General features: G+C 63.3%; 21 protein-coding genes. 16 read left to right on the top strand and 5 right to left on the bottom strand.

Annotation, left to right across the window (positions count from 1 at the left end; genetic code table 11):
- Positions 1-36: 36 nt before the first annotated feature.
- Positions 37-1,221: a PLP-dependent aspartate aminotransferase family protein gene (locus tag J3A64_RS13795; protein ID WP_011773631.1), complete on the top strand. Its 1,185-nt coding sequence runs from the start codon at positions 37-39 to the stop codon at positions 1,219-1,221.
- A gap of 10 nt (positions 1,222-1,231) precedes the next feature.
- On the top strand, positions 1,232-1,573 hold the full coding sequence (locus tag J3A64_RS13790; RefSeq protein WP_011773632.1) for a DUF2516 family protein: 342 nt from the start codon (positions 1,232-1,234) through the stop codon (positions 1,571-1,573).
- Positions 1,574-1,598: 25 nt separating this feature from the next.
- On the opposite strand, the gene J3A64_RS13785 is transcribed toward J3A64_RS13790, so the two are convergent.
- Positions 1,599-2,420 (bottom strand): class I SAM-dependent methyltransferase, encoded by an 822-nt coding sequence (locus J3A64_RS13785; RefSeq protein ID WP_210064538.1) that lies wholly within the window; start codon positions 2,418-2,420, stop codon positions 1,599-1,601.
- Between the two features lie 96 nt (positions 2,421-2,516).
- Here J3A64_RS13785 and J3A64_RS13780 point away from each other — a divergent pair, with 96 nt between their 5' ends.
- Positions 2,517-3,263, top strand: coding sequence for a phosphoglyceromutase (locus J3A64_RS13780; RefSeq protein WP_043469799.1), 747 nt, complete (start codon positions 2,517-2,519; stop codon positions 3,261-3,263).
- Between the two features lie 68 nt (positions 3,264-3,331).
- On the opposite strand, the gene phoU is transcribed toward J3A64_RS13780, so the two are convergent.
- The gene (phoU, locus tag J3A64_RS13775; protein ID WP_011773635.1) at positions 3,332-3,985 is read right to left on the bottom strand and encodes a phosphate signaling complex protein PhoU; all 654 of its coding nucleotides are present in this window, start codon (positions 3,983-3,985) and stop codon (positions 3,332-3,334) included.
- Between the two features lie 199 nt (positions 3,986-4,184).
- Between phoU and J3A64_RS13770 the strand changes: the two genes are divergently transcribed.
- Together J3A64_RS13770 and J3A64_RS13765 are read left to right on the top strand one after the other, a co-directional pair.
- Positions 4,185-5,465 (top strand): cell wall metabolism sensor histidine kinase WalK, encoded by a 1,281-nt coding sequence (locus tag J3A64_RS13770; RefSeq protein WP_238324625.1) that lies wholly within the window; start codon positions 4,185-4,187, stop codon positions 5,463-5,465.
- The gene (locus tag J3A64_RS13765; protein ID WP_020608526.1) at positions 5,462-6,142 is read left to right on the top strand and encodes a response regulator transcription factor; all 681 of its coding nucleotides are present in this window, start codon (positions 5,462-5,464) and stop codon (positions 6,140-6,142) included. Before J3A64_RS13770 ends, J3A64_RS13765 begins: the two co-directional genes overlap by 4 nt.
- 95 nt (positions 6,143-6,237) lie before the next feature.
- On the opposite strand, the gene J3A64_RS13760 is transcribed toward J3A64_RS13765, so the two are convergent.
- Positions 6,238-6,774: a hypothetical protein gene (locus tag J3A64_RS13760; RefSeq protein ID WP_011773638.1), complete on the bottom strand. Its 537-nt coding sequence runs from the start codon at positions 6,772-6,774 to the stop codon at positions 6,238-6,240.
- 293 nt (positions 6,775-7,067) lie between these two features.
- Between J3A64_RS13760 and J3A64_RS13755 the strand changes: the two genes are divergently transcribed.
- The 6 genes from J3A64_RS13755 to rlmB all read left to right on the top strand — a co-directional run bounded on the left by J3A64_RS13755 (position 7,068) and on the right by rlmB (position 11,886).
- Entirely contained in the window at positions 7,068-7,550 is a 483-nt protein-coding gene (locus J3A64_RS13755; RefSeq protein ID WP_011690592.1) for a CarD family transcriptional regulator, read from the top strand.
- Positions 7,551-7,637: 87 nt separating this feature from the next.
- A complete protein-coding gene (gene ispD / locus J3A64_RS13750; RefSeq protein ID WP_043469801.1) occupies positions 7,638-8,420 on the top strand; it encodes a 2-C-methyl-D-erythritol 4-phosphate cytidylyltransferase in 783 nt (260 codons plus the stop codon).
- The gene (gene ispF, locus J3A64_RS13745; protein ID WP_011773640.1) at positions 8,420-8,977 is read left to right on the top strand and encodes a 2-C-methyl-D-erythritol 2,4-cyclodiphosphate synthase; all 558 of its coding nucleotides are present in this window, start codon (positions 8,420-8,422) and stop codon (positions 8,975-8,977) included. The genes ispD and ispF overlap by 1 nt, the downstream gene beginning before the upstream one ends.
- Positions 8,970-9,323 (top strand): hypothetical protein, encoded by a 354-nt coding sequence (locus tag J3A64_RS13740; protein WP_011773641.1) that lies wholly within the window; start codon positions 8,970-8,972, stop codon positions 9,321-9,323. The genes ispF and J3A64_RS13740 overlap by 8 nt, the downstream gene beginning before the upstream one ends.
- A 35-nt stretch (positions 9,324-9,358) precedes the next feature.
- Complete coding sequence (gene cysS, locus J3A64_RS13735; protein ID WP_014920842.1) at positions 9,359-10,813, top strand: cysteine--tRNA ligase; 1,455 nt, start codon at positions 9,359-9,361, stop codon at positions 10,811-10,813.
- Positions 10,814-10,893: 80 nt separating this feature from the next.
- A complete protein-coding gene (gene rlmB / locus J3A64_RS13730) occupies positions 10,894-11,886 on the top strand; it encodes a 23S rRNA (guanosine(2251)-2'-O)-methyltransferase RlmB (RefSeq protein ID WP_011773643.1) in 993 nt (330 codons plus the stop codon).
- Positions 11,887-12,479: 593 nt separating this feature from the next.
- On the opposite strand, the gene J3A64_RS13725 is transcribed toward rlmB, so the two are convergent.
- Positions 12,480-13,289: a carbon-nitrogen hydrolase family protein gene (locus tag J3A64_RS13725; RefSeq protein WP_210064537.1), complete on the bottom strand. Its 810-nt coding sequence runs from the start codon at positions 13,287-13,289 to the stop codon at positions 12,480-12,482.
- A 238-nt stretch (positions 13,290-13,527) separates the two neighbouring features.
- On the opposite strand from J3A64_RS13725, the gene glgX reads away from it, so the two are divergent.
- From glgX to J3A64_RS13710, 3 genes are read left to right on the top strand one after another with little or no spacing between them, the layout of a single operon-like run.
- Complete coding sequence (glgX, locus tag J3A64_RS13720) at positions 13,528-15,642, top strand: glycogen debranching protein GlgX (RefSeq protein ID WP_043805813.1); 2,115 nt, start codon at positions 13,528-13,530, stop codon at positions 15,640-15,642.
- A 39-nt stretch (positions 15,643-15,681) separates the two neighbouring features.
- Positions 15,682-16,155, top strand: a complete 474-nt coding sequence (locus J3A64_RS13715) for a ribonuclease domain-containing protein (protein ID WP_210064536.1) — start codon at positions 15,682-15,684, stop codon at positions 16,153-16,155.
- Positions 16,156-16,161: 6 nt separating this feature from the next.
- Complete coding sequence (locus tag J3A64_RS13710; protein ID WP_011773647.1) at positions 16,162-16,521, top strand: barstar family protein; 360 nt, start codon at positions 16,162-16,164, stop codon at positions 16,519-16,521.
- Positions 16,522-16,641: 120 nt separating this feature from the next.
- On the opposite strand, the gene glgP is transcribed toward J3A64_RS13710, so the two are convergent.
- Complete coding sequence (gene glgP / locus J3A64_RS13705; protein ID WP_187329920.1) at positions 16,642-19,266, bottom strand: alpha-glucan family phosphorylase; 2,625 nt, start codon at positions 19,264-19,266, stop codon at positions 16,642-16,644.
- 125 nt (positions 19,267-19,391) lie between these two features.
- Between glgP and J3A64_RS13700 the strand changes: the two genes are divergently transcribed.
- Positions 19,392-21,479 carry an alpha-1,4-glucan--maltose-1-phosphate maltosyltransferase gene (locus tag J3A64_RS13700; protein WP_307807227.1) on the top strand — a complete coding sequence of 696 codons (2,088 nt, stop codon included), beginning with the start codon at positions 19,392-19,394 and terminating at the stop codon, positions 21,477-21,479.
- On the top strand, positions 21,479-23,275 hold the full coding sequence (gene treS / locus J3A64_RS13695; RefSeq protein WP_011773650.1) for a maltose alpha-D-glucosyltransferase: 1,797 nt from the start codon (positions 21,479-21,481) through the stop codon (positions 23,273-23,275). Before J3A64_RS13700 ends, treS begins: the two co-directional genes overlap by 1 nt.
- Position 23,276: the final 1 nt, after the last annotated feature.

Below are 23,276 nucleotides of genomic sequence, written 5' to 3'. Positions count from 1 at the left end.
TTCATCCACAGCATTGCCCGCGACTACGCTGAAACCATGAGCCTTTCCGATCAGCACGCCGCCGATTTGTCTCCGGAAACCGTTGTAGTTGCGGCCGGCCGCCCCGAGCGCGCCCACGACGAGCCCGTGAATCCGCCCATCGTCTTGTCCTCCACATACTTCGGAACTGGTTCGTTGGGCGATGGAGATCGCGGTTACGGACGCTACGCCAACCCCACCTGGGATCCCTTCGAGGATGCGCTGGCCAAACTTGAAGGCGCCACCCTGCCCGGCCTGCTCTACGCCTCAGGTCTGGCAGCGGTCAGCTCAGCGCTGTCCCTTGTTCCCGCGGGTGGTGTGGTGGTCATGCCCTCGCACAGCTACGCAGGTTCACTGGTCATGGCCACCGAGCTGGCGGAGAAGGGTTTCCTGGAACTTCGCACGGTAGACATCACGGACACGGACGCCGTGAAGGCCCTCATCAGCCCTGAAAGCGGCAAGAAGGCGGACCTGCTCTGGCTGGAAAGCCCCACCAACCCCATGCTCGGCATCGCCGACGTCCGCGCGCTTACTGACGCCGCACACGCGGCCGGCGCGATCGTGGTCACGGACAATACTTTCTCCACGCCTTTGGTGCAGCAGCCCCTCAGCCTGGGTTCCGACGTCGTCCTTCACTCCGTGACCAAGTACCTTGCCGGCCATTCGGACGTTGTTTTGGGCGCCTTGGTGACGTCCAACCCGGAACTGCGCGCCACCCTGCTCCACCACCGGATCATCCACGGCGGCATCGCCGGACCGTTCGAGGCCTGGCTGGCACTTCGCGGCCTCCGCACCCTGGCGTTGCGGATCGAGCGTTCCCAGGCCTCGGCGGCTACGCTCGCCGAACGCCTCAGCGTCCACCCCCGCGTCGAAGCTATCCGCTATCCCGGCCTCGCCACGGATCCGGGCCACGAGCGCGCCAAGGCGCAGATGAAGGGCTTTGGCTCCATCCTGTGCATCCAGATCGCCGGCGATGAACAGCGCGGCGGTGCCGACGCAGCAGACCACTTGGTCCGCGCCTTGCAGCTCTGGCTTCCCGCCACGTCTTTGGGCGGGGTTGAGTCGCTGATTGAACGCCGACGCCGGCACACGGCTGAGCCGCTCAGCGTTCCGGAGAACCTGGTCCGGTTGAGCGTTGGAATCGAGAACGTGGAAGACCTCTGGTCCGACCTCGAGCAAGCGCTGAAGTCGCTGGACGGCTAGGCTAAAGAGCGTGGACGGAAAAATTTTGATCGCGTACGTTACCACCGGGGTTTACTGGATCCTTGGCTTGGTGGCCCTTGCCCTGGAACTGTGGGCCTTTGCGGACTGCCTGCGCCACAAGCCGACGCTCTTCGTAGCTGCCTCCAAGCGCACCAAGACCTTTTGGCTGGCCCTCACCGGAGTGGCACTTGCGATTGGCGCCTTGACCGTTCTGGCAGGCGGCAGCAGCCTGGGGTTGTTCGGGATCGCCGCCGTCACCGCAGCGTGCGTCTACCTGGCCGACGTCCGCCCCGCTCTGCGCGAGGCCGGCAGCGGCGGCAACCGCAACGTCGGTCCATACGGCCCCTGGTAGCCGGCGCGGTTCCTCTGGATCGGCCTTAGCGGGGAGCCACGGCGTCCCACGCCACCGTCACTTCACCCAAGCGCCACCGTGCCGGACCGTCCTGAAGCGGCCACCCGGCGTCGTGCAGTGAACGGCACATACCCGTCCAGCGTTGCCGGTTTCCGAACGACGCCAGAGGTGCCGCTTCCAACCATGCCTTGTCCATGGCTTGCAGGAACGCGTGGATCGCTTCGCCCGGGACATTTCGGTGAATCAGGGCCTTGGGCAGCCGCTCCGCTACCTCGGACGGCAACTCAAAACTGCCGAACCGCACGGAAAAACTCAGGCTCAACGGACGTTCTTTATCCAACGCCACCCACGTCACACGGCGCCCTATCTCGTCGCATGTGCCATCAATGAACAACCCGCCGGGCGCCAGCCGGGACTGCACCAGTTTCCAGATCCCTGCGACGTCCGCTTCCTCGTACTGCCGCAGCACGTTGAAGGCCCGCACCAACACCGGGTCACCCGGAACCGGGATTTCGAAACCGCCAACGTGGAAGCTCAGCCCGGGCCGTTCAAGGGCTTTGGCGGTCCGCACGCGCTCCGGCTCAATCTCGATCCCGCAGACCCGCACATCGGGCCGTACGGCTTGAAGCCGTTCAAAAAGCTCGACGGCGGTGGTGGGCGAGGCGCCATAGCCAAGGTCCACAACAAGGGGGTCGACGGCGGCGCGCAGCCGCCACGCTTGGGGTCCCGCCAACCAGCGGTCCAAGCGGCGCATGCGATTGGGGTTCGTGGTGCCGCGAGTGACGTTGCCAACCGGCTTTCCGCCCCGACTACGGGGAGAGCCCACCCGTTCCGCTTTTTGCACCACGGCCCCCACTTTATCCTTGCCAGCATCGGTCCGCGGGGCTCGTTGCCGGACGTAACGACGGGCAGGGCACGTAACTGCTCGGCTAGGATGAAAACCATGACTTACAAGCTGATTCTGCTGCGCCATGGCCACAGCGAATGGAACGCCAAGAACCTGTTCACCGGTTGGGTGGACGTTGACCTGAACGATCAAGGCCGCGAAGAAGCAGTGCGCGGTGGAGAGCTCCTGGTTGAGAACGAGATCCTCCCGGACGTCCTCTACACCTCGCTCCTGAAGCGTGCCATCAACACGGCCAACATGGCCTTGGACAAGGCCGACCGCGGGTGGATCCCCGTCAAGCGCGACTGGCGCCTGAACGAGCGCCACTACGGCGCCCTGCAGGGCAAGGACAAGGCCCAGACCCTTGCCGAATTCGGCGAAGAGCAGTTCATGGAATGGCGCCGCAGCTACGACACCCCGCCGCCGCCCCTGTCGGACGACAGCGAATTCTCGCAGGCACACGACGTCCGCTACAAGGACCTCGGCGACGCACTGCCGCGCACCGAATGCCTCAAGGACGTTCTGGTCCGCCTGCTCCCTTACTGGGAATCGGACATCAAGGAAGACCTCAAGGCCGGCAAGACCGTTCTGGTTACCGCCCACGGCAACTCCCTGCGCGCCCTGGTGAAGCACCTGGATGGCATCAGCGATGACGCCATTGCCGGGCTGAACATCCCCACGGGCATCCCGCTGGTCTACGAATTGGATGAGGACTTCCAGCCCATCAACCCGGGCGGAACCTACCTGGATCCCGACGCAGCAGCCCAGGCCATCCTCGCGGTGGCCAACCAGGGCAAGAAATGACGTTGTAGTTAACGACGACGGCGGCCGGTCACCTCAGGTGACCGGCCGCCGTCGTTAATGCTCCAGTGTTAGAAGCCCTCGGGCTGCCATTCGCCGGTCACCAAGTAGGTGACCTTGCGCGCGACCGAAACGCCGTGATCGGCGAAGCGTTCGAAGTAGCGGCTGGCCAGGGCGACGTCCACGGTGGTGGACGGGCTTTCAGTCCATTCGGGGGAGGCGATGGCCTTGAAGACGCTGAGGTGGAGGTCGTCTACGGCGATGTTGATCTTGAGGATGTCGCGGGCTACCTCAAGATCGCGGGTCTCCAGCAGTTCAATGACCTTGGCGGTGATCTCGATGTCGTGCTGGGCCATGGCCTTGAAGGTCTGGGTCAGCGACGACGGGATCACGGTGGCCGGGTAGCGCAGGCGCGCCAGCTGGGCAACGTGGCGGGCCAGGTCACCCATGCGTTCCAGCGACGCACTCATGCGCAGCGAACCTACAATCATGCGGAGGTCGCTCGCGACAGGACCCTGCAAGGCAAGGATGTCGATGGCACGCTCGTCGAGGCTGTTCTGCAGGAAGTCGATGCGGGCATCTGCCGCAATGACGTCCTGGGCAAGATCCACGTCGGCGCCTTCGAAGGACGTAGTAGCCTTCGTGATTGCTTCGTGAACCAGCTTGGAGATCTCGATGAGGTCGTCACCTACCTGGGTGAGCTCCTCCTGAAAAACCTTGCGCACTAAGGCGTCCTTTCCTTGGAAATCCTGTTCCCATGGTGGGGGTCGGATTTCAAAACCATTGACAGTCCAACCAGTAACTGTGTCAGGGACCAGTGAACTGTTTGGCTCCTTTAGATGAACGTTAGTTGAACCGTCCGCGTTTGGCGCCGGATCACAGCATTGCCGTGTTTCCACAGCATAAGCTGGACACGTGGATCCATTGCTCATAGGTGTCGTCGCTGGCCTCGTAGGCCTGTCGTTGGGCGTCTTTGGCATGCTCGCTTTCAGGATCAGCGAGCGGCAACGGAGCATCGTGGACCTGGACGTCAGCGAACCCCTGCTTCCTGAGGGTGCCGCGGAAGTGCTGTCCGTCGTCGGGCGTGCCTTTGTAGTAGTGGACGCGATCGACGGCGTGGTCCGTGCAAGTCCCGCAGCGTACGCGTACGGCCTGGTGCGCGGGCACACGGTGGTGCACAAGCAACTCCTGGACATGACCGCGAAGGTCCGCCGCGATGGCGTGATCCTTGAAGAGCAGTACGAGCTCCCGCGTGGTCCGTTGGGCAAGGGCACTATTGTGGTCCAGGTCCGGGCAGCCATGCTCGGTTGGGAATACATCGTGTTGCTGGCCGACGACCGTACCGAGATCACCCGCACCGAGGAGATCCGCAACGACTTCGTGGCCAACGTGTCCCACGAGCTCAAGACCCCCGTCGGCGCCATATCGCTCCTGGCCGAGGCCCTCGAAGCGTCGCCCGATGACGAGGAAGCAGTGCGCCGCTTCGCTAAGCGCATGCACAAGGAGTCCGGCCGCTTGGCAGCCCTGGTCCAGGACATCATTGAACTTTCCCGGCTGCAGGGCGCCAACGTCGCCCAGCAGGGGCACGCCGTGGACATCAATACCGTGATCACAGAAGCGGTGGACCGCTCGCAACTGCCTGCAGAGAGCAAGAACATCCAGATAGTGGTGGGTGGACACTCCGACTCGCTTGTTTTCGGTGACCGCGATCTCCTGGTGACCGCGCTCCGCAACCTGATCGACAACGCCATCCGCTATTCCCCCGAAAACACGAGGGTTGGTGTCGGCGTCCGGACCCGCGAGGGCGTCGTCGCCATCTCGGTCACGGACCAAGGCGAAGGCCTCACCGCCGAGGACCAGGAACGCGTGTTCGAGCGTTTCTACCGCGTGGACGCGGCGCGATCCCGCCACACCGGTGGCACGGGCCTCGGGCTCAGCATCGTCAAGCACGTGGTGTCCAACCACGGCGGCGAGGTGACCGTGTGGTCCCAGCCCGGCCAAGGGTCAACGTTTACTATTCGCTTGCCGGAGATGGAAGGCCAGGACGACGACGCCGGCCTCCAGACTTCCGCTGCCACGGCAGCCGCGTCTTCCGAACTTCCGGCGACCACCGCCGTCGAGCCTCATCACGCGATTGAACAACCCCATCACGTGAATCACCATAGGGGCGCCAGCGGCGCCCAAGAGCAAGGAGCCAGCGCTTGAGCCGGATTTTGATAGTGGAGGACGAAGAGTCCTTCAGCGACCCCTTGTCCTATCTTCTGGGCAAAGAGGGTTTCGACGTCGAGGTAGTGGATAACGGCAGCGACGCCTTGGTGGAATTTGACCGGAACGGTGCCGACCTCGTCCTTCTGGACTTGCAGTTGCCGGGAACGCCAGGAACGGAAGTGTGCCGGCAGCTCCGGCAACGTTCCAGTGTCCCCGTCATCATGCTGACGGCCAAAGACTCGGAGATCGACAAGGTTGTTGGGCTGGAGCTCGGCGCGGACGACTACGTCACCAAGCCGTATTCCTCCCGCGAGCTCGTGGCCCGAGTCCGAGCGGTGCTTCGCCGGCAGGGCGAGCCGGAGGAGCTCATCACGTCCACGGTGCAGGCCGGTCCTGTCCGCATGGACATCGAACGCCACGTGGTGAGCGTCAACGGTGAGCAGGTTTCCCTGCCGCTTAAGGAGTTCGAGCTGTTGGAGATGCTGCTCCGCAACTCAGGCCGGGTACTGACGCGTGGCCAGTTGATCGACCGTGTGTGGGGCTCGGACTACGTGGGTGACACCAAGACATTGGACGTCCATGTGAAGCGGCTCCGTAGCAAGATCGAGCCGGATCCCTCCGCTCCCCGATACCTGGTAACTGTGCGCGGCCTGGGCTACAAGTTCGAGCCGTAAAGATCGCTGCAACGGCGCTGCGCACAAACAAACAAGGAAGGGTCCCGCCGAGGCGGGACCCTTCCTTGTTTGTGTCGCTTGTGGCTTGCTGCCTGCTAGTGTCCGGCGGCCGGGGCCTCCGAGGACGTAGCTGTGGACGTCGGCGTTGCCGTCGGGGTCGGCGTGGTGGGCAGGTACTTGGCGTACTCGGGCAGGGTGCCGTCAACCACGGGGACGTTGACCGTAGCGGAGTCGGATCCACTGCGGATGGTGATCGGGGTCAGGCCGCCGGGGATGACACCCGCGGTGCTGAGGATCGCTGCATCCGCGGTGTCATTCAGGTACGTCTCCGCGTTGGCCTTGACCGGGATTTCGGTCTGGGCTCCGTTGGCACCGCTCATGGTGAGGGTGGCGTCGGTGCCGGAGGTGTTGAAGACGGCGCCGATGACGCGGCCGGGCTCGTTCTCGCCCGACGCAACAATCAGGATGTTGCGCAACTGCAGGGGACCGAGATCAGCTTTGATCCCGTCCGATGCCGAGTATTGGTGGGTAGTCTGCTGGGCGTTGACGAATCCACAGCCGGTGACGGACAGAAGACCGACGCCGATTGCAGCCGCCGCAATTGCCAGCTTGCCGCGCTGGACAGGGTTCATCGCAGTATTGCGCACGACACCTACTCCTCAAGAGTCATTGGAACACTTTTCAGCCATAGCCTATCGGCAAACCCGCCAAAATAAGGATTCGGGAAGGCTATGTGGCGCCATCAACGGAAGAGATCTTGCTCGCACTTTGATTGCCATGAGCATCTTTCCCCGAATACGTCAAGACCTTGGAGGAAGTCGTTTAAGGCCTTATTCCCTTTATTGGCGCGGCAGGAGGGCCTGTGTGATGCCAGTCGTATGCCTTAATCGTGATAGACTAATCTGCGGGAAAGGGGAAAGTCCACATGGTTTTTGAGGTCGGCGAGACAGTAGTTTACCCTCACCACGGTGCAGCAAAAATTGAGGAAATCAAGATGCGCACCATCAAGGGCGAAGAGAAGATGTATCTCAAGCTCAAGGTGGCTCAGGGTGATCTGACCATTGAAGTTCCAGCAGAGAACGTTGACCTTGTTGGGGTCCGGGACGTAGTGGGCAAAGAAGGCTTGGAGCACGTATTTGACGTTCTCCGCGCCGAGTTCACTGAAGAGCCTACCAACTGGTCGCGTCGTTACAAGGCGAACCTGGAGAAGCTTGCTTCGGGCGATGTCATCAAGGTGGCAGAGGTCGTTCGCGATCTTTGGCGTCGTGATCACGATCGCGGCCTTTCCGCAGGTGAGAAGCGGATGCTGGCCAAGGCGCGGCAGATTCTGATTTCAGAACTGGCCCTGGCTGAGAAGACAGACGAAGAGAAGGCTGCAAGCGTTCTCGACGAGGTCTTGGCTTCCTAAGAAAATTGAGCCCGGTGGTGCGAATGCGCCGCCGGGTTTCTTTTTGCCACGCGCCGGGTTTCATTTCTCACAAGTACTCTGGTGATCATGAGTACTCCTTCCAAGCGCGCCGTCACGGCCGTGATCGTGGTTGCTGCCGGCTCCGGTGAACGCCTCGGCTACGGCATGCCCAAAGCCCAGGTTCCGCTGGGTGGCGAAACCATTTTGATGCATGCCCTTCGCGGTGTGGTTGCCTCTGATGTTGCGCGCCAGATCTGCGTCGCCGTGCCCAAAGGGGACACCGCCCTGCGCGAGTCGATCTCCGAGTTCACTATTGACCTGGTGGACGGCGGCCCCGAGATTTCGGTTGTCGACGGCGGTTCCTCCCGCGCGGATTCCGTCCGGGCCGCCATGGCTGCTTTGGAGGACGGAACGGAACTTGTTCTGGTCCATGACGCCGCCCGCGCCCTGACCCCGGAACGGGTTTTCCAGCGTGTCTCCGACGCCTTGGCCTCCGGCGCGAAGGCCGTCATTCCCACCATGCCGGTGGTGGACACCATCAAGACCGTTGCCGAGACGAACGGCTCAGACGCGTCCATCGCCCCGGAAGTGGTCACGGGAACAGCTCCCCGCGAACAGCTCCGGGCCGTACAGACCCCGCAGGGCTTCGAGCTGGCCGTCCTGCGCAGGGCACACGAAGCGGCCGGGCTGTTCGACGACAAGCAATCCGCAGCTGTCACCGACGACGCCATGCTGGTGGAGCTCCTGGGCGTTCCCGTCCACGCTGTCCGCGGGGCCAGCCAGTCACTCAAGATCACCACGCCCCTGGATCTGATCATTGCCGAAGGCTTGTTGGAAGGTCCCCTGGGAATTCGTTGGGTGGAAGGCTGATGACACAGAACCAGAACATGGTGCTTCCCCGTACCGGCGTTGGCATAGACGTCCACGCGTTCGCCCCCGAAGACCACCCGCAGCCGCTGTGGCTGGGCGGGCTCTTCTGGGAAGGCGAGCAAGGACTTTCAGGGCATTCCGACGGCGATTGCGTCGCCCACGCCGCCGCCGACGCACTCTTCTCCGCATGCGGAATCGGTGACCTGGGCACGCACTTCGGCACGGACCGTCCTGAGTTCGCCGGAGCCTCCGGCGTCAAGCTCCTCAGTGAAGCGGCACGCATTGTGCGCGCCGCAGGCTTCGAGATCGGCAACGTCGCAGTGCAATTCGTGGCTAACCGCCCCAAATTCGGGCCGCGCCGGGAAGAATCCCAGCGGGTCCTCAGCGAGGCCGCAGGTGCGCCGGTCAGCGTCACGGCAACTACCAGCGATGGACTGGGATTCACGGGCCGGGGCGAAGGAATTTCCGCTGTTGCCACAGCCCTCGTTTACCCGGTTTCCGCACATGAGGTGGCGGCAGCCGAGCCGGGTCCCGCGAAAGGTGCGCCTCATGGTTAAGCCGGGCGCTGGCGTCGTGCGTTCCGCTGTGGTGTCTGCAGGCTTGGCCGCATCTCTCCTGCTGAGCGGTTGCGGAGGGACGCCAAAGATGGATGTAACAGCCAGCTGCGAATTCCTGAACAACGACACCTTCAAGCCCGAAGGCAACCAGCAGCAGCAGTCCAAGCAAATCGCCGCCCACTATCACGAGATCGCGGACAAACTCGCTCCGGAGATCGGAAATCCCATCAAGGAAATGGCCGCGATCATGGACGAAGCAGCGGGTTCATCGCTCGGGGCAGCCACCCAAGACCAGCAGGAGAAGCTCAAGGTGCAGTTCAACAAGATCGGCGAATACTGCAAGTAGGCAGGTCACGCCGCGTCATCGGCTAATCTGGAGCGGTGACCCTGCGCTTCTATGACACCGCCTCCGCCGAAGTCCGCGACTTCGTTCCCCTCGAAGACGGCAAGGCCAGCGTGTACTACTGCGGGGCCACTGTCCAAGGAATGCCGCATGTGGGCCACGTCAGGTCGGCCATCGCCTTCGACCAACTGACCCGCTGGCTCGAATTCCGCGGCCTCCGGGTTACCGTGGTGCGCAACGTCACGGACATCGACGACAAGATACTGGCCAAGTCCGCCCAATCCTTCGGGCCGGACTGGGACGCGGAACCGTCAGCGCGCCAAGCCGAAGAGTGGTGGGCCCTGGCGTACCGCTACGAGCAGGAATTCGAGAATGCCTACGAGTCCCTGGGCGTCCAACGGCCCACGTACGAGCCCCGTGCCACTGGCCACATCCCGGAAATGCATACGCTCATCCAGCGGCTCATCGACCGCGGCCATGCCTACCCCGCACTTGACGATTCCGGCGACGTCTACTTCGACGTCCGCTCTTGGAGCAAATACGGCTCGCTGACGCGGCAGAATATTGACGACATGCAGGGCGCGCCCGACGCCGACCCTCGCGGCAAGCGCGATCCGCGCGACTTCGCGTTGTGGAAGGGTTTCAAAGACGGTGAGCCCGTCACTGCCAAGTGGGAGTCCCCATGGGGCGCCGGTCGTCCCGGATGGCACCTCGAGTGCTCCGCCATGGTCACCAAGTACCTGGGCCCACGGTTCGATATCCACGGTGGGGGACTGGACCTTCGCTTCCCGCACCACGAGAACGAGATGGCCCAATCCCAGGCTGCCGGCGACGAGTTCGCCAACTTCTGGATGCACAACGGCATGGTCACCTACGAGGGTGAAAAGATGTCCAAATCCATCGGCAATACGGTGAGCCCGGCCGAGATGCTCGAACTCGCCTCACCCCGCGTGGTTCGCTACTACCTCGGCCAGGCACATTACCGCTCCATCCTCGACTACCGGCCTACCTCGCTGCAGGAGGCCGCCGCCGCCGTCGAGCGCATTGACGGCTTCATCCACAAGGCATCTTCCAAGGTAGGCACGGGCGCGCCAGACGTTTCCCCGCAGGCCAACATGCCCGCGGCTTTCATCGCAGCCATGGACGACGACCTCAACGTTCCCCAAGCCCTGGGTGTGCTGCACGAAACTGTGCGGGCCGGCAACACCGCCCTGGCTTCCGGTGACCTTGAAGGCGCCAAAGCGGCCCTCTACAGTGTTCTTTCCATGACCGAGGTGCTCGGCCTGGATTCAGTCAAGCGTCCGGAAGCTGTCCAAGGACGCGAGCACGCCGCCTTGGAAGTGCTGATCGAAGCTCAACTCGAAGCCCGAGCCGCCGCCCGGGCCAACAAGGACTGGGCCGCGTCCGACGCAATCCGCGACACACTCGCCGCCGCCGGCGTCGTCGTCGAAGATGGTGCGGACGGCGCCACCTGGAGCCTCAAGCGCGACTGACCAACCGGCGCGACGGCCGAATTGCATCGGGTCAGTAGACTTGATTCCAGACTTACTCACAAAATCAAGGATGGAATCTCATGGCCAATAATGGTCGCCGGTCGGTCAAGCAGAAGAAGGGCCCCACCACCGGAACCGGTGGCCACGGCCGCAAGGCCCTGGAGGGCAAGGGTCCCACGCCCAAGGCGGAGGAACGCACCTACCACAAGGCATACAAGAACAAGCAGCTGGCTGAGCGCTCCGCTGCCAAGCGCGGATCGGGCACCCGTCCCGGTGGCGCCGGCGCCCGCTCGGGTCCCAAGGGCCGTGCAACTGAAGAGCTGGTGACGGGCCGTAACTCGGTGGTCGAGGCTCTCCGCGCCGGGATCCCGGCCAAGGCTTTGCACGTCGCCATCCGCATCGAGATGGACGACCGCGTCAAAGAATCCCTCAAACTCGCTGCCGAGCGCGGTATTCCGCTGCTCGAAACGGGCAAGGTTGAGCTGGACCGCATGACCGAGGACGCCGTTCACCAGGGTCTCGTACTGCAAATCCCGCCGTACGAATACGAGGACGCTTACGACCTCGCCGAGGAAACCCTCGCCAAGTGGAAGAAGGGGCACATCTCCAACGCCCCCATCTTCGTTGCACTGGACGGCATCACCGACCCCCGCAACCTCGGCGCCATCATCCGTTCCGTCTCCGCGTTCAGCGGCCACGGCGTCATCGTCCCCGAGCGTCGCTCCGTCGGCGTCACGGCGTCCGCATGGAAGACCAGTGCCGGTGCTGCTGTCCGCGTCCCGGTAGCCCGTGCCGCGAACCTCAACAACGCACTCAAGCAGTTCAAGAACATGGGCATCTACGTTCTTGGCTTGGACGGCGACGGCGATGTCTCACTGCCTGACCTTACTGTTGCAACCGAGCCCGTCTGCATCGTGGTCGGTTCCGAAGGCAAGGGCCTGAGCAGGCTCGTCCGCGAAAACTGCGACCAGATCGTCTCGATCCCCATCGACTCCGCCATGGAGTCGCTCAATGCCTCCATGGCCGTTGGAATCTCGCTGTACGAAGTGTCGAGGCAGCGGGCCGTTAAGTAACCCTTGCCAAGGCGCCGCAAGCGCCAAGCAGTCCTCATGAAGGCGCCGCAAGCGCCATCCTCCGCGTGCTCGCTCGTTCTTCGCTTAGACGCACGCTTCCGGATGGCCCTTGCGGCGCCTTTTCGCATGCCCAGCACGGTGTCCCGACGCTCTCTCACATCCCTCGGGCTTGGGCCGGACGCTCTCTCATATCCCTCGGGTTTGGGCGGGTCGCTCTCTCACGTCCCTCGGGTTTGGGCGGGTCGCTCTCGCACATCGCTCTTGGAAGTCCTCTACTTTCCCAGGAACTCGACCTCGGCTTTCAGCCGCACGCTCTCGGCCAGCGCCTACTGATGCTACTCCCATGCCAAGGGCCCACGAACGGGCACCGGGGCCAGCGCCGGACCGCCAGAAGAACGCTTCCGGGCCCGCGAGAGCCAGTTTCCCAGGGCGCTTTCCGCGACCTCGATCGCCTCACCGAGAGGGATGGCTGGAAGGGCTGGGGATGTGAGAGAGGGATGGCTGGGAGGGCTGGGGATGTGAGAGAGGGATGGCTGGGAGGGCTGGGGATGTGAGAGAGGGATGGCTGGGAGGGCTGGGGATGTGAGAGAGCGTTAGAAGTCGCGGCGGTTGGCAAGGACGGGGAGTTTGGCGCGGGCGTCTTCCACCACAGCAGGATCGAGGTCGTAGAAAATGAGGCCCGGCTCGCCTTCGAGGGCTTCCAGTACCTGTCCGAACGGGGAGACGACGGCGGAGTACCCCACGCCCGTGGGTGCGGCACCTTTGGCCTCTACACCTTGGGTGGCAGGATCGCCTTGGCCGCAGGCGAGCACGAACGTGGTGGTGTCCACGGCGCGGGCGCGGGCCAGGAGCTGCCACTGATCGGCCTTGCCCGGCCCGGAACCCCAGGACGCGGACACAATGTTCACCACGGCTCCGCGCTGGGCATTGGCCGTGAACAAGGCGGGGAAACGGATGTCGTAGCAGGTAGCCAAAGCAAAGGTGAGGCCACCGGCGTCGAACGTTACCGGATCCGTACCCGCCTCAACGGTGTCCGATTCCGCGAAACCAAACGCATCAAAGAGGTGGATTTTGTCGTAGCTCGTTTCCACGCCAGGTCCCGTGGCCAGAAGCGTGTTCCGCACCCGCGGGGATCCGGACTCGGAGGGGCTGCCCGGGGTGAACATGCCGGCCACGATCACCAGCTGAAGTTCCTCGGCGAGGGATCGCACCCGGCTGGCCCACGGCCCGTCCAAGGGCTCAGCGATGTCCAGCAGCGAATTTCCGAACGCGCGCATCATCGCCTCAGGGAAGACCACCAACTCGGCGCCGCCGTCCTTGGCCCGGCGGGCGTTCTCCTCCAGGAGCCGCAGGTTGTCGGCCAGATCCCGGCCGGTGATGACTTGGGCAAGTGCTACTCGCACGATAAAACCTCCAGTTGTCTCCGTCCCAGTATGCCAAGCGGGTGGCCCGGAGGCGGCGCGTCGCGACACAATCGGGGCCTGAGACCTCAAACGAGCACGCCCCGAGGGAGCGTTCCAGCACGTGAGCGGCTGTTCAAATCCCGCCATATTAGGGCAAGTAATGAAATCGAGATGCTGAACGTCGTCACATGGCGGGCCCGCGCGGTACATACTTTGCGTGGAACTAAACTTGCAAGCAATGGTTATGCCGATTTTTGACACAGCAGCTGCCCTGGATGCGTCGCAGCCCAGGCCCCTCGGACTGAGCGCGCCCCAGCCCGGAGTTTTCGACGCCCAAACCGCACCCAACGATTCGGTGAACGTGGCCGTCTTCGCACCGGATCTGGACCGCGTGGAGGTGGTGTTCCAAGCACCCGGCGAACCGTGGCAGTCCCACATTCTGTCCAACGTTGAGAACGGCGTCCACTTCAGCCTCGTCAACGGCATGCCGCCGGGCACCCGCTATGGCTTCCGTGAGGCCCCCGGTGAGGGCGGGCTTCCGCTGTCCATCCCGGCTGTGGACCTGGACGACGACGGCGGCCAGCCACTGCTGCTCGATCCTTACGGCCGCGCCGTGGACCAGCGGGGCGAGTTCCTCACAAGCGTCCACGTGGATACAGGCTTTGATTGGGGCGACGACCGCCCGCCACGAACGCCCATGCGCACCTCGGTGATCTATGAGGCACACGTTCGTGGCCAAACCATGCTGCACCCGGACATCCCTGAGCACCTCCGCGGGACCTACGCGGGCATGGCGCATCCTGTGATGATCCAGCACCTCACTGAACTGGGCATCACGGCCGTCCAGCTTCTGCCCATTCATTTCCACTTGGATGAGTCCCACCTCCAGGACTTGGGCATGACCAATTACTGGGGCTACAACACGGCTGCCTTCTTTGCTCCCCACGCTGACTACGCCACGGAGGCGGCTCGCAATGCCGGGCCCCACGCGGTGCAGGATGAGCTCAAGGGCATGATCAAACTGCTCCATGCGGCGGGGATCGAAGTCATTCTCGACGTCGTGTATAACCACACGGCCGAAGCGGGGCCCGACGGACCGCCGCTGAGCTTCCGGGGTTTGGCAGAGAAACGTTACTACCGGCACGACGCCCATGGGCGCTACCTGGACACCACCGGATGCGGCAACACCTTGGATTTCAGTGATCCCGTAGTGGTTGATCTCGCCCTGGATTCCTTGCGTTACTGGGTGAACGATTTCCATGTGGACGGGTTCCGCTTCGACCTCGCGGTGACGCTGTGCCGGGATGCCAGTAACACCTTCGATCCCCAGCACCCTTTCCTGCAGGCGATTGCCGAGGACCCCGTACTCTCAGCGGTCAAGCTGATCGCCGAGCCTTGGGATGTTGGCTATGGAGGGTGGCAGACGGGGCGGTTCCCGCACGGATGGTCGGACTGGAATGACCACTTCCGTGACGGAGTCCGGAGCTTCTGGCTGTCTGACAGGGCCGCGATCGAGGCCGGCGGCCAAGGCGGCTCGGTGGCGTCGTTGGCTGAGCTCATGGCCGGCTCCGCCAACCTCTTCGCATCATCGGGCCGCACCCGCCTGGCCAGCGTCAACTTCATCACCGCCCACGACGGTTTCACCCTCAAGGACCTGGTCAGCTACGACCGCAAACACAACGAGGCCAACGGGGAGCAGAACCGCGACGGCCACGGAGACAACCGGAGCTACAACCACGGCGTGGAGGGCAGGAGCGAGAACGAGGCAATCGTCGCCGCCCGTGCCCTGTCGGTCCGCAACCTGATGGCCACCTTGCTCCTGTCTTTCGGCGTTCCCATGATCACTGCCGGCGACGAGATCGGGCGCACCCAACAAGGCAACAACAACGCCTACTGCCAGGACAATCCCACGGCCTGGCTTGACTGGAGCCGGACCCAGGAAGCCAACGCCATGTTCAGGACCACGCGTGAACTGGTCAGGCTGCGCCGTTGGTTCTTGAGGCACCAGCCTGAAAGTTTCCCCGGCAACGCGAACGATTCCAGCCTGCAATGGTTTGACGACAAGGGAAAGCGGATGACTCCGGCGCGCTGGAACGATCCCAGTGTCCGCTCCGTCCAGCTCCTGATGGGTCACGAGGACAGTGAGATCCGCGGGTTGATCTCAGTGAACGGCAGCAACCAGGACGTGAAAATGGTCCTGCCGGAGATCTTGAGCGAGTCAGGCATCGGAAAGCGCATGTTTGAACTTCGCTTCACCACCTCGGTGCTGCATGAGCGAAGGAAGGGCGCGTTGGTGGCGTCGGGCGAGCGGGATATCCTGCAAGCCAACACCATCAACATCTACCGCACATAGTCGCTGCCTAGAAGCGCCAACTAACAGGAGTCTCTCAGCATGAACCGCAGCCGCAGCAAACTGGTGGCATTCGCGGGTCTGGTGATTGCCGTCGTCGTGCTGGTGGTTGCCATGGTGGGTGGAGGCTCACTGACCGCGCAAACCACGACGCCGGAACCTGGCTCCACATCGACGTCACCAACGGCGGCAGCCACCGCAGGCGCCACTCCCGCCGTCGCCAACCCCTCTTCGCTGCCCACCATCAATGCTTCTCAGTTACCCAAGGAAGCGCGCCAGACCCTTGCGCTGATTGCCCAAGGCGGCCCGTACCCGTACGACCGCGACGGCGTGAACTTCGGCAACTTCGAGGGATTGCTGCCGAAGAAGTCCGGTGGTTTCTACAAGGAGTACACCGTGCCCACACCGGGGGAGTCGGACCGCGGCGCGCGACGAATCATCGTGGGCAAGGACTCAGCGAAGTACTACACCCCGGACCATTACGAGTCGTTCAAATTCATTGTCGAAGACAAGTAGGAGCCCATGAAGATCTATTCCGCAGACACCTGGACGCTCGAAGAACTCCAAGAGCAGATCTCCGACGCGGGCCGGCGAACGCTTCTGGTCCCACCCGCAAGCACCAAGCAAGGGGTCCTTGAGGTCTTCGGCCAGGTCCTCGATTTCCCTGAGTACTATGGCGTGAACCTCGACGCCCTCAACGATTCCCTGCATGACTACGCCGATGCCCTCTCAGAGGACGACGGCAGCCCGGTCACCATGATCTGGCAAGTCCCTGCGGCCTACCGCACGGACCGTTCCTTCGGCGTGGTCTGCGAGATCCTCCAAGACGCAGAGCGCTACGCCGGCCGTGACCTCGCAGTCATCGCCGTCTTCCAGAACTAAATCGCGAACCGGCCACACCTAACGGCGCCCCAATGGGCCACCGTGACCCGGCAGCGCGCGTCAAAGCGACGAAGGAGCAGCGCGCAGAGGGTTACGGTCGCCCAGCGGGCGAAGCCAGGCTTAGGCGTTCGCGATCAACCCCAGTTCAGCTTTTGATGCCAGTGCGCTGTGCTTCGGGAACACCCGGACGGTGTAGCCGAAGGAGCCGGACCGGTTGATCACCAGTGAGCCGCTGAACAGGTGGCGTCCGCCGCCGAGGTCCTCCAGGGAATCCAGTTCGGCCACCACGATGTCTTCGAGCTCGTCGGATTCCTCGGCGCGGCCGAAGGCTACCTCCACGGAGACGTCGTCCGGGGTGAGGTTGTTGAGGGCCACGTAGGCGTTGACTTGGAGCGTGTCGCCCACTTGGGGTTCTTCGGAGACGCCAACTGAGTCTACGTGTTCCACTACAACCTCGGGCCACGCACTGCGAACCTTGGAGGTCCAGGCCGCGAGTTCCTTGGCTTCCTTGAACGACTCGGCAACAGCGCGGCGTCCGGACACAGCGGCCGGGCAGTAGAGGTTGTTGACGTAGTCGTGGAGCATGCGTTCTGCCGAAACGGCAGGGCCCAGGTTGGCAAGCGTGTGCTTGATCATGGACACCCAGTGTGTGGGTACGGTTTCACGGCTGGATTCGGACGGTCCTGCTGCTCCGGCGCCCTGGGCAACGGTGGTGCCGTAGAAGCGCGGGGCTACCTGGGTCTCCAGCAGCTCGTAGAGTGCTGAGGCCTCAATGTCGTCGCGTTCCTCGGAGGATGCGTTGTTGTTGGCTGTGGGGATTGCCCAGCCGTTTTCGCCGTCGTACATTTCGTCCCACCAGCCGTCCAGGACGGAGAGGTTGAGCGAGCCGTTGATGGCGGCCTTCATGCCGGAGGTGCCGCAGGCTTCCAGCGGGCGGAGCGGGTTGTTGAGCCAGACGTCGCAGCCGGGGAACAGTGTCCGTGCCATGGCGATGTCGTAGTTGGGCAGGAACACGATCCTGTGCCGGACTTGGGGGTCGTCCGTGAACTTGACCAGGTCCTGGATCATTTTCTTGCCGGCATCGTCTGCGGGGTGGGACTTGCCTGCGATGACCAGCTGGATGGGGTGTTTGGGGTCAAGCAGCAGGGCCTTCAAACGTGCAGGGTCGCGCAGCATGAGCGTGAGGCGCTTGTAGGTGGGCACGCGGCGTGCGAATCCGATGGTGAGGACGTCAGGGTCCAGGACGGAGTCGGTCCAGCCGAGTTCGGCGTCGGCGGCGCCGCGTTTCTTCCACGAGGCCCGGAGCCGGCGTCGGACGTCGTCAATGAGTTGGGCGCGGAGTTCCCGACGGAGGGCCCAGACGTCTTCGTCGCTGACGTTGTAGGCCAGGTCCCAGCGTCCGAGTGCTTCGGCCTCCGCGCCGAACTGGTTCCGGGCCAGGGACGAAATGCGGGGGTCCACCCACGTGGGCACGTGGACACCGTTGGTAACGGAGGTGATGGGGATTTCGGAGTGGTCGAATCCTGGCCAGAGCCCGGCGAACATTTCGCGGGACACCACGCCGTGCAGTTTGGCCACACCGTTGGCACGTTGCGCCAGGCGCAGGCCCATCACTGCCATGTTGAACACGGAAGGGTTGCCGCCGTCGAAGTTTTCGCGGCCGAGTTCCAGGATGCGCTCGGTGGGCACAGCAGGTGCCAGCCCGGCTTCGAAGAAGTGCTTGATCTGCACGGTTTCGAAGCGGTCGATGCCAGCGGGTACGGGCGTGTGCGTGGTGAAGACGGTGGACGCGCGTCCGGCGGCGAGGGCCTCGTCCCAGCTGAGGGGCTCATGGGCGTCGGACATGGCTTCCTGGATGCGTTCGATCCCCAGGAACCCTGCGTGGCCTTCGTTGGTGTGGAACACTTCCGGCGCGGGTGTACCGGTGAGTTCCTGGTAGACGCGCAGCGCCTTGACGCCGCCCATGCCCAGGAGAAGTTCCTGCTGGAGCCGGTGGTCGCCGCCGCCGCCGTACAGGCGGTCGGTGATGCCGCGCGCGGCTTCGTCGTTGGAGGGGACGTTCGAGTCCAGCAGCAGCAGCGGAACGCGTCCGACGTCGGCACGCCACACGTGTGCGTGGAGCTCGCGGCCGTTGGGCAGCGGAAGGGAAATGTGGACCGGCTTGCCCTGGGCGCCATCCTTGGCAGGGTGGCGGAGCAGCGTGAGCGGCAGGCCGTCCGGATCCAGTACGGGGTAGGTTTCCTGCTGCCAGGCGTCGCGGGAGAGCGACTGCTTGAAGTAACCGGCCTGGTACAGAAGCCCGACGCCGATCAGCGGCACGCCGAGGTCGGAGGCAGCCTTGAGGTGGTCACCGGCCAGGATGCCGAGGCCGCCGGAGTACTGCGGGAGTACTTCGGTGATACCGAATTCGGGCGAGAAGTACGCGATGCAGGCCGGAGCGTCTTCGCCGAGGCCTTGATACCAGCGCGGTTCGCTCAGGTATCGGTCCAGGTCTGCTGCGGCGCCCTGGACCCGGTTCACCAGCTCGCCGTCATTGGCCAGATCCTGTAACTGCTCGCGGCTGATCGACCCCAGCAGGGCTATGGGGTCGTGCTGCGATTCCTCCCAGAGAGCCGGGTTAAGGCTCGCAAAAAGTTCCCGTGTGGGCCGGTGCCAGGACCAGCGCAAATTGGTTGCCAGACGGGCCAGGGGCCTGATGGGCTCGGGGAGGACGGTACGGACTGTAAACCTTCGAATAGCCTTCACGAGCGCCACACTAACGGACTCGCATGGCAGCCGGAACTGGATTGGGTTTCTTTTAGGTAAAAGTCATCTTGCGTCAAGGAGATAGGTCGTGTGCTTAGCATTCTGTGATTTTTGTCGCTAACGTCGTGGTTGTGACGAAAACCGCGCGAACCATCACCGCTCTGAAATCCAAGACGACTACGGACATCACCGAGGGACTTCGCTTCGGCCGGTTCCCCATCACGGCCGTGCAGCCGGTGGTTGAGGGTGGCCGTTTCCCGGCGAAGGCTTTGCCAGGCGAGGACCTGGTTGTCGGCGCCACGGTCTTCCGTGAAGGCCATGACCAGCTGGGCGTCTCCGCTGTGCTGCTCGATCCCCGGGGCAAGGAGCGTCAGCGAGTACGCCTGACCCCGGCCCAGGGCGAGCAATGGAAGGGCCTGGATCGCTGGGAGGGCCTGATCACGCCCACCGGCACCGGTGCCTGGTCCTTCGTCATTGAGGCCTGGCATGACCGGTACGGCACTTGGCATCACAACGCCGAGGTCAAGGTAGGGGCCGGCATTGACGTCGAGCTGATGCTCGCCGAAGGCGCTGCCCTCCTCGCGGAAGCCGCTGACGACGACGCCGGGCGCAGCGCAGTGGAGAAGCGCACCTTGCGTGCCGCTTCCGTCGTGCTGGCCGACACCACCAAGACTGCCGAGGAGCGCCTTGGTGCCGGTTTCAGCCCCGAGGTGCTGGCCGCCGTCGGACGCGTTCCGATCCGTGAGTTGGTGACCGTTTCGGAACGTTTCCCGCTGCAGGTGGAACGCGACCTCGCAGGCCGCGGTTCTTGGTACGAGTTCTTCCCCCGTTCAGAGGGTGCCGTGTTGGATCACTCCACCGGCGTGTGGACCTCCGGCAACTTCCGCACGGCAGCCAGGAGGCTCGACGCCGTGGCGGACATGGGCTTCGACATCATTTACCTGCCGCCCATCCACCCGATCGGTTACCAGCACCGCAAGGGGCGCAACAACACGCTGACGCCGGGGCCGCAGGATCCAGGTTCGCCGTGGGCCATCGGTTCCAAGGACGGTGGACATGACGCCATCCATCCGGAACTGGGTACGTTTGAGGACTTTGATGCGTTCGTGGCGCGCGCTAACGAGCTGGGACTCGAAGTTGCCCTGGACCTGGCGTTGCAAGCAGCTCCGGACCACCCTTGGGTGACGTCCAACCCTGAATGGTTCACCACACGCGTGGACGGTTCCATCGCGTACGCAGAAAACCCGCCGAAGAAGTACCAGGACATTTATCCCCTGAACTTCGACAATGACCCGGCCGGCCTTTCCAAGGAAATCCTGCGGATCGTGCAACTGTGGATCAGCCACGGCGTCAAGGTCTTCCGCGTGGACAATCCCCACACCAAGCCTGTGTGGTTTTGGGAATGGCTGATCGGCAAGATCAACAAGAAGAACCCCGAGGTTGTCTTCCTGGCGGAGGCCTTCACACGCCCGCCAATGATGCATGCTTTGGGCCGCGCAGGATTCCAGCAGTCCTACACCTACTTCACATGGCGGAACACCAAGACTGAGCTGGAGCAGTACTTCCACGAGGTCAGCCATGAGACCGCCGCGTTCTTCCGTCCGAACTTCTTCGTGAACACCCCGGACATCCTCACTGAGTACCTGCAGTACGGCGGCCCGGCAGCGTTCCGCATCCGGGCCGCGTTGGCCGCAACGGCCAGCCCGCTGTGGGGCGTCTACGCCGGTTACGAGTTGTACGAGCACGTGGCCCGTCCGGGAGCCGAGGAGTACATCGACAATGAGAAGTACGAGTACAAGGCGCGGGACTGGGAGGGCGCGGCTGAGTCGGGGCGTACCTTGGCGCCGTACATCACCAGGCTTAACACCATCCGCAAGAACCACCTGGCCCTGGGCGATCTGCAGAACTTGACGCTGCACAGCAGCACGGACGACGCCACGATCGTCTACTCCAAGCACAAAACGCTCCCGGACGGCACCAAGGACACCTTGATCATTGTGGTCAATGTGGATCCCCACAGCACCCGCGAAAGCACGGTGTCCCTGGACTTGGGGGCCCTGCAACTGGATCCCTCTGACTTCAACGAGGACGGCCGGTTCCGCGTGGACGATTTGATCAGTGGCCAGAGCTGGGAGTGGGGCGAGCACAACTACGTCCGCCTGGACGCCCACGTTGAACCGGCACACATACTGAGCATCCGGAGGCAGCCTTAGTGAGTTTTTCTCCGCAGAACCCCAGCCAGTACTTCACTCCGAAGAACACCTTCGAGTTGAACGCCCCAGGTCTCCAGCACGATCCGCACTGGTACCGCAAGGCAGTCTTCTATGAGGTACTGGTGCGGGCCTTTGCGGATGCCAACGGGGATGGTTCCGGCGACTTCCACGGCCTGATCGAGAAACTGGACTACCTCCAGTGGCTGGGTGTCGACTGCTTGTGGTTGCCCCCGTTCTTCCATTCCCCGTTGCGCGATGGCGGTTACGACATCGCGGACTACACGTCCGTGCTGGACGAGTTCGGCACCATCAGCGATTTCAAGCGACTGGTTGCCGAGGCCCACGCCCGTGGCGTCCGGGTGATCATCGATCTGCCGTTGAACCACACCTCGGACCAACATCCTTGGTTCCAGGAGTCGCGCAAGGATCCAACGGGTCCCTACGGCGATTTCTACGTGTGGAGCGATACGGACGAGAAATACCAGGACGCACGCATTATCTTCGTTGATACCGAGGAATCCAATTGGACTTTCGATCCCATCCGCCGCCAGTTCTTCTGGCACCGCTTCTTCAGTCACCAGCCAGACTTGAACTTCGAGAATCCCGCCGTCATCGAGGCGCTCTATGACGTAGTCCGCTTCTGGCTGGACCAAGGGATAGATGGCTTCCGCGCCGATGCCATCCCTTACCTGTTCGAAGAGGACGGCACCAACTGCGAGAACCTGCCGGCCACACACACCTTCCTTCAGGACCTTCGCCGGATGGTGGACTCCAACTATCCGGGCAGGGTGATCATTGCCGAGGCAAACCAACCTCCGCATGAGGTGGTGGAGTACTTTGGCACCGAGGAAGCCCCCGAATGCCACATGGCCTTCCACTTCCCCATCATGCCGCGGCTGTACTACGCCTTGCGGGACCAGAAGGCCGCCCCCATTATCGAGACGTTGCGGAACACCCCGGAGATCCCCAAGGGGGCGCAGTGGGGGACCTTCCTGAGGAACCACGACGAACTGACGCTGGAGATGGTGCCCGCGGAAGAGCGTGCCGCCATGCTCGGCTGGTACGCCCCGGATCCCCGGATGCGGGCCAACATTGGTATCCGACGACGTTTGGCGCCGCTGCTGGATAACTCCCGCTCCGAGATCGAGCTCATCAACGCCTTGCTGCTTTCCCTGCCGGGCAGTCCCTTCCTGTACTACGGGGATGAGATCGGCATGGGAGACAACATCTGGCTCGATGACCGCGACGCCGTCCGTACCCCTATGCAGTGGAACCCCGATCGTAACGCGGGCTTCTCCGGGGCCGATCCGGGCAAGCTTTACCTTCCGGTCATACAGTCGCTGGTTTACAACTACAGCATGGCCAACGTTGAGGCCCAGGCCGCGCACTCAGGTTCGCTGCTGCGCTGGACCCGCCAGATCCTCAGCGTCCGGAAGAACCACCCGGTGTTTGGCCTGGGCGGCTTCCGGCACATCGAGGCGGACCATGAGGTGGTGCTGGCCTACGTCCGGGAACTGCCGACGGGCAACCCGGAAGGGGAGGACGCAGAAACCATTCTGTGCGTCTTCAACCTCTCACAGCACCCCGTGGCAGCCACGCTGGACGTACCTGAGTTTGCAGGCCGTGGCCTGCGCGATATTTTCGGCGGCCAGCCTTTCCCGGCGGTCGGCGACAACGGTCACTTGACCGTGATGCTGGGCAGCCACAGCTTCTATTGGCTGCGGGTCCGCTCGGCATTTTCCAACCCCTCGTCGCCTTTTACCCAGGCGATTCCCGTGGTGACCTCCAAAGGATGAG

Source organism: Pseudarthrobacter sp. PvP004, from assembly GCF_017876035.1.
GTDB classification, from domain to species: Bacteria; Actinomycetota; Actinomycetes; order Actinomycetales; family Micrococcaceae; genus Arthrobacter; species Arthrobacter aurescens_A.
The sequence above is the reverse complement of the archived record's forward strand: the minus strand, read 5'-3'. Positions and strand labels throughout refer to the sequence as shown.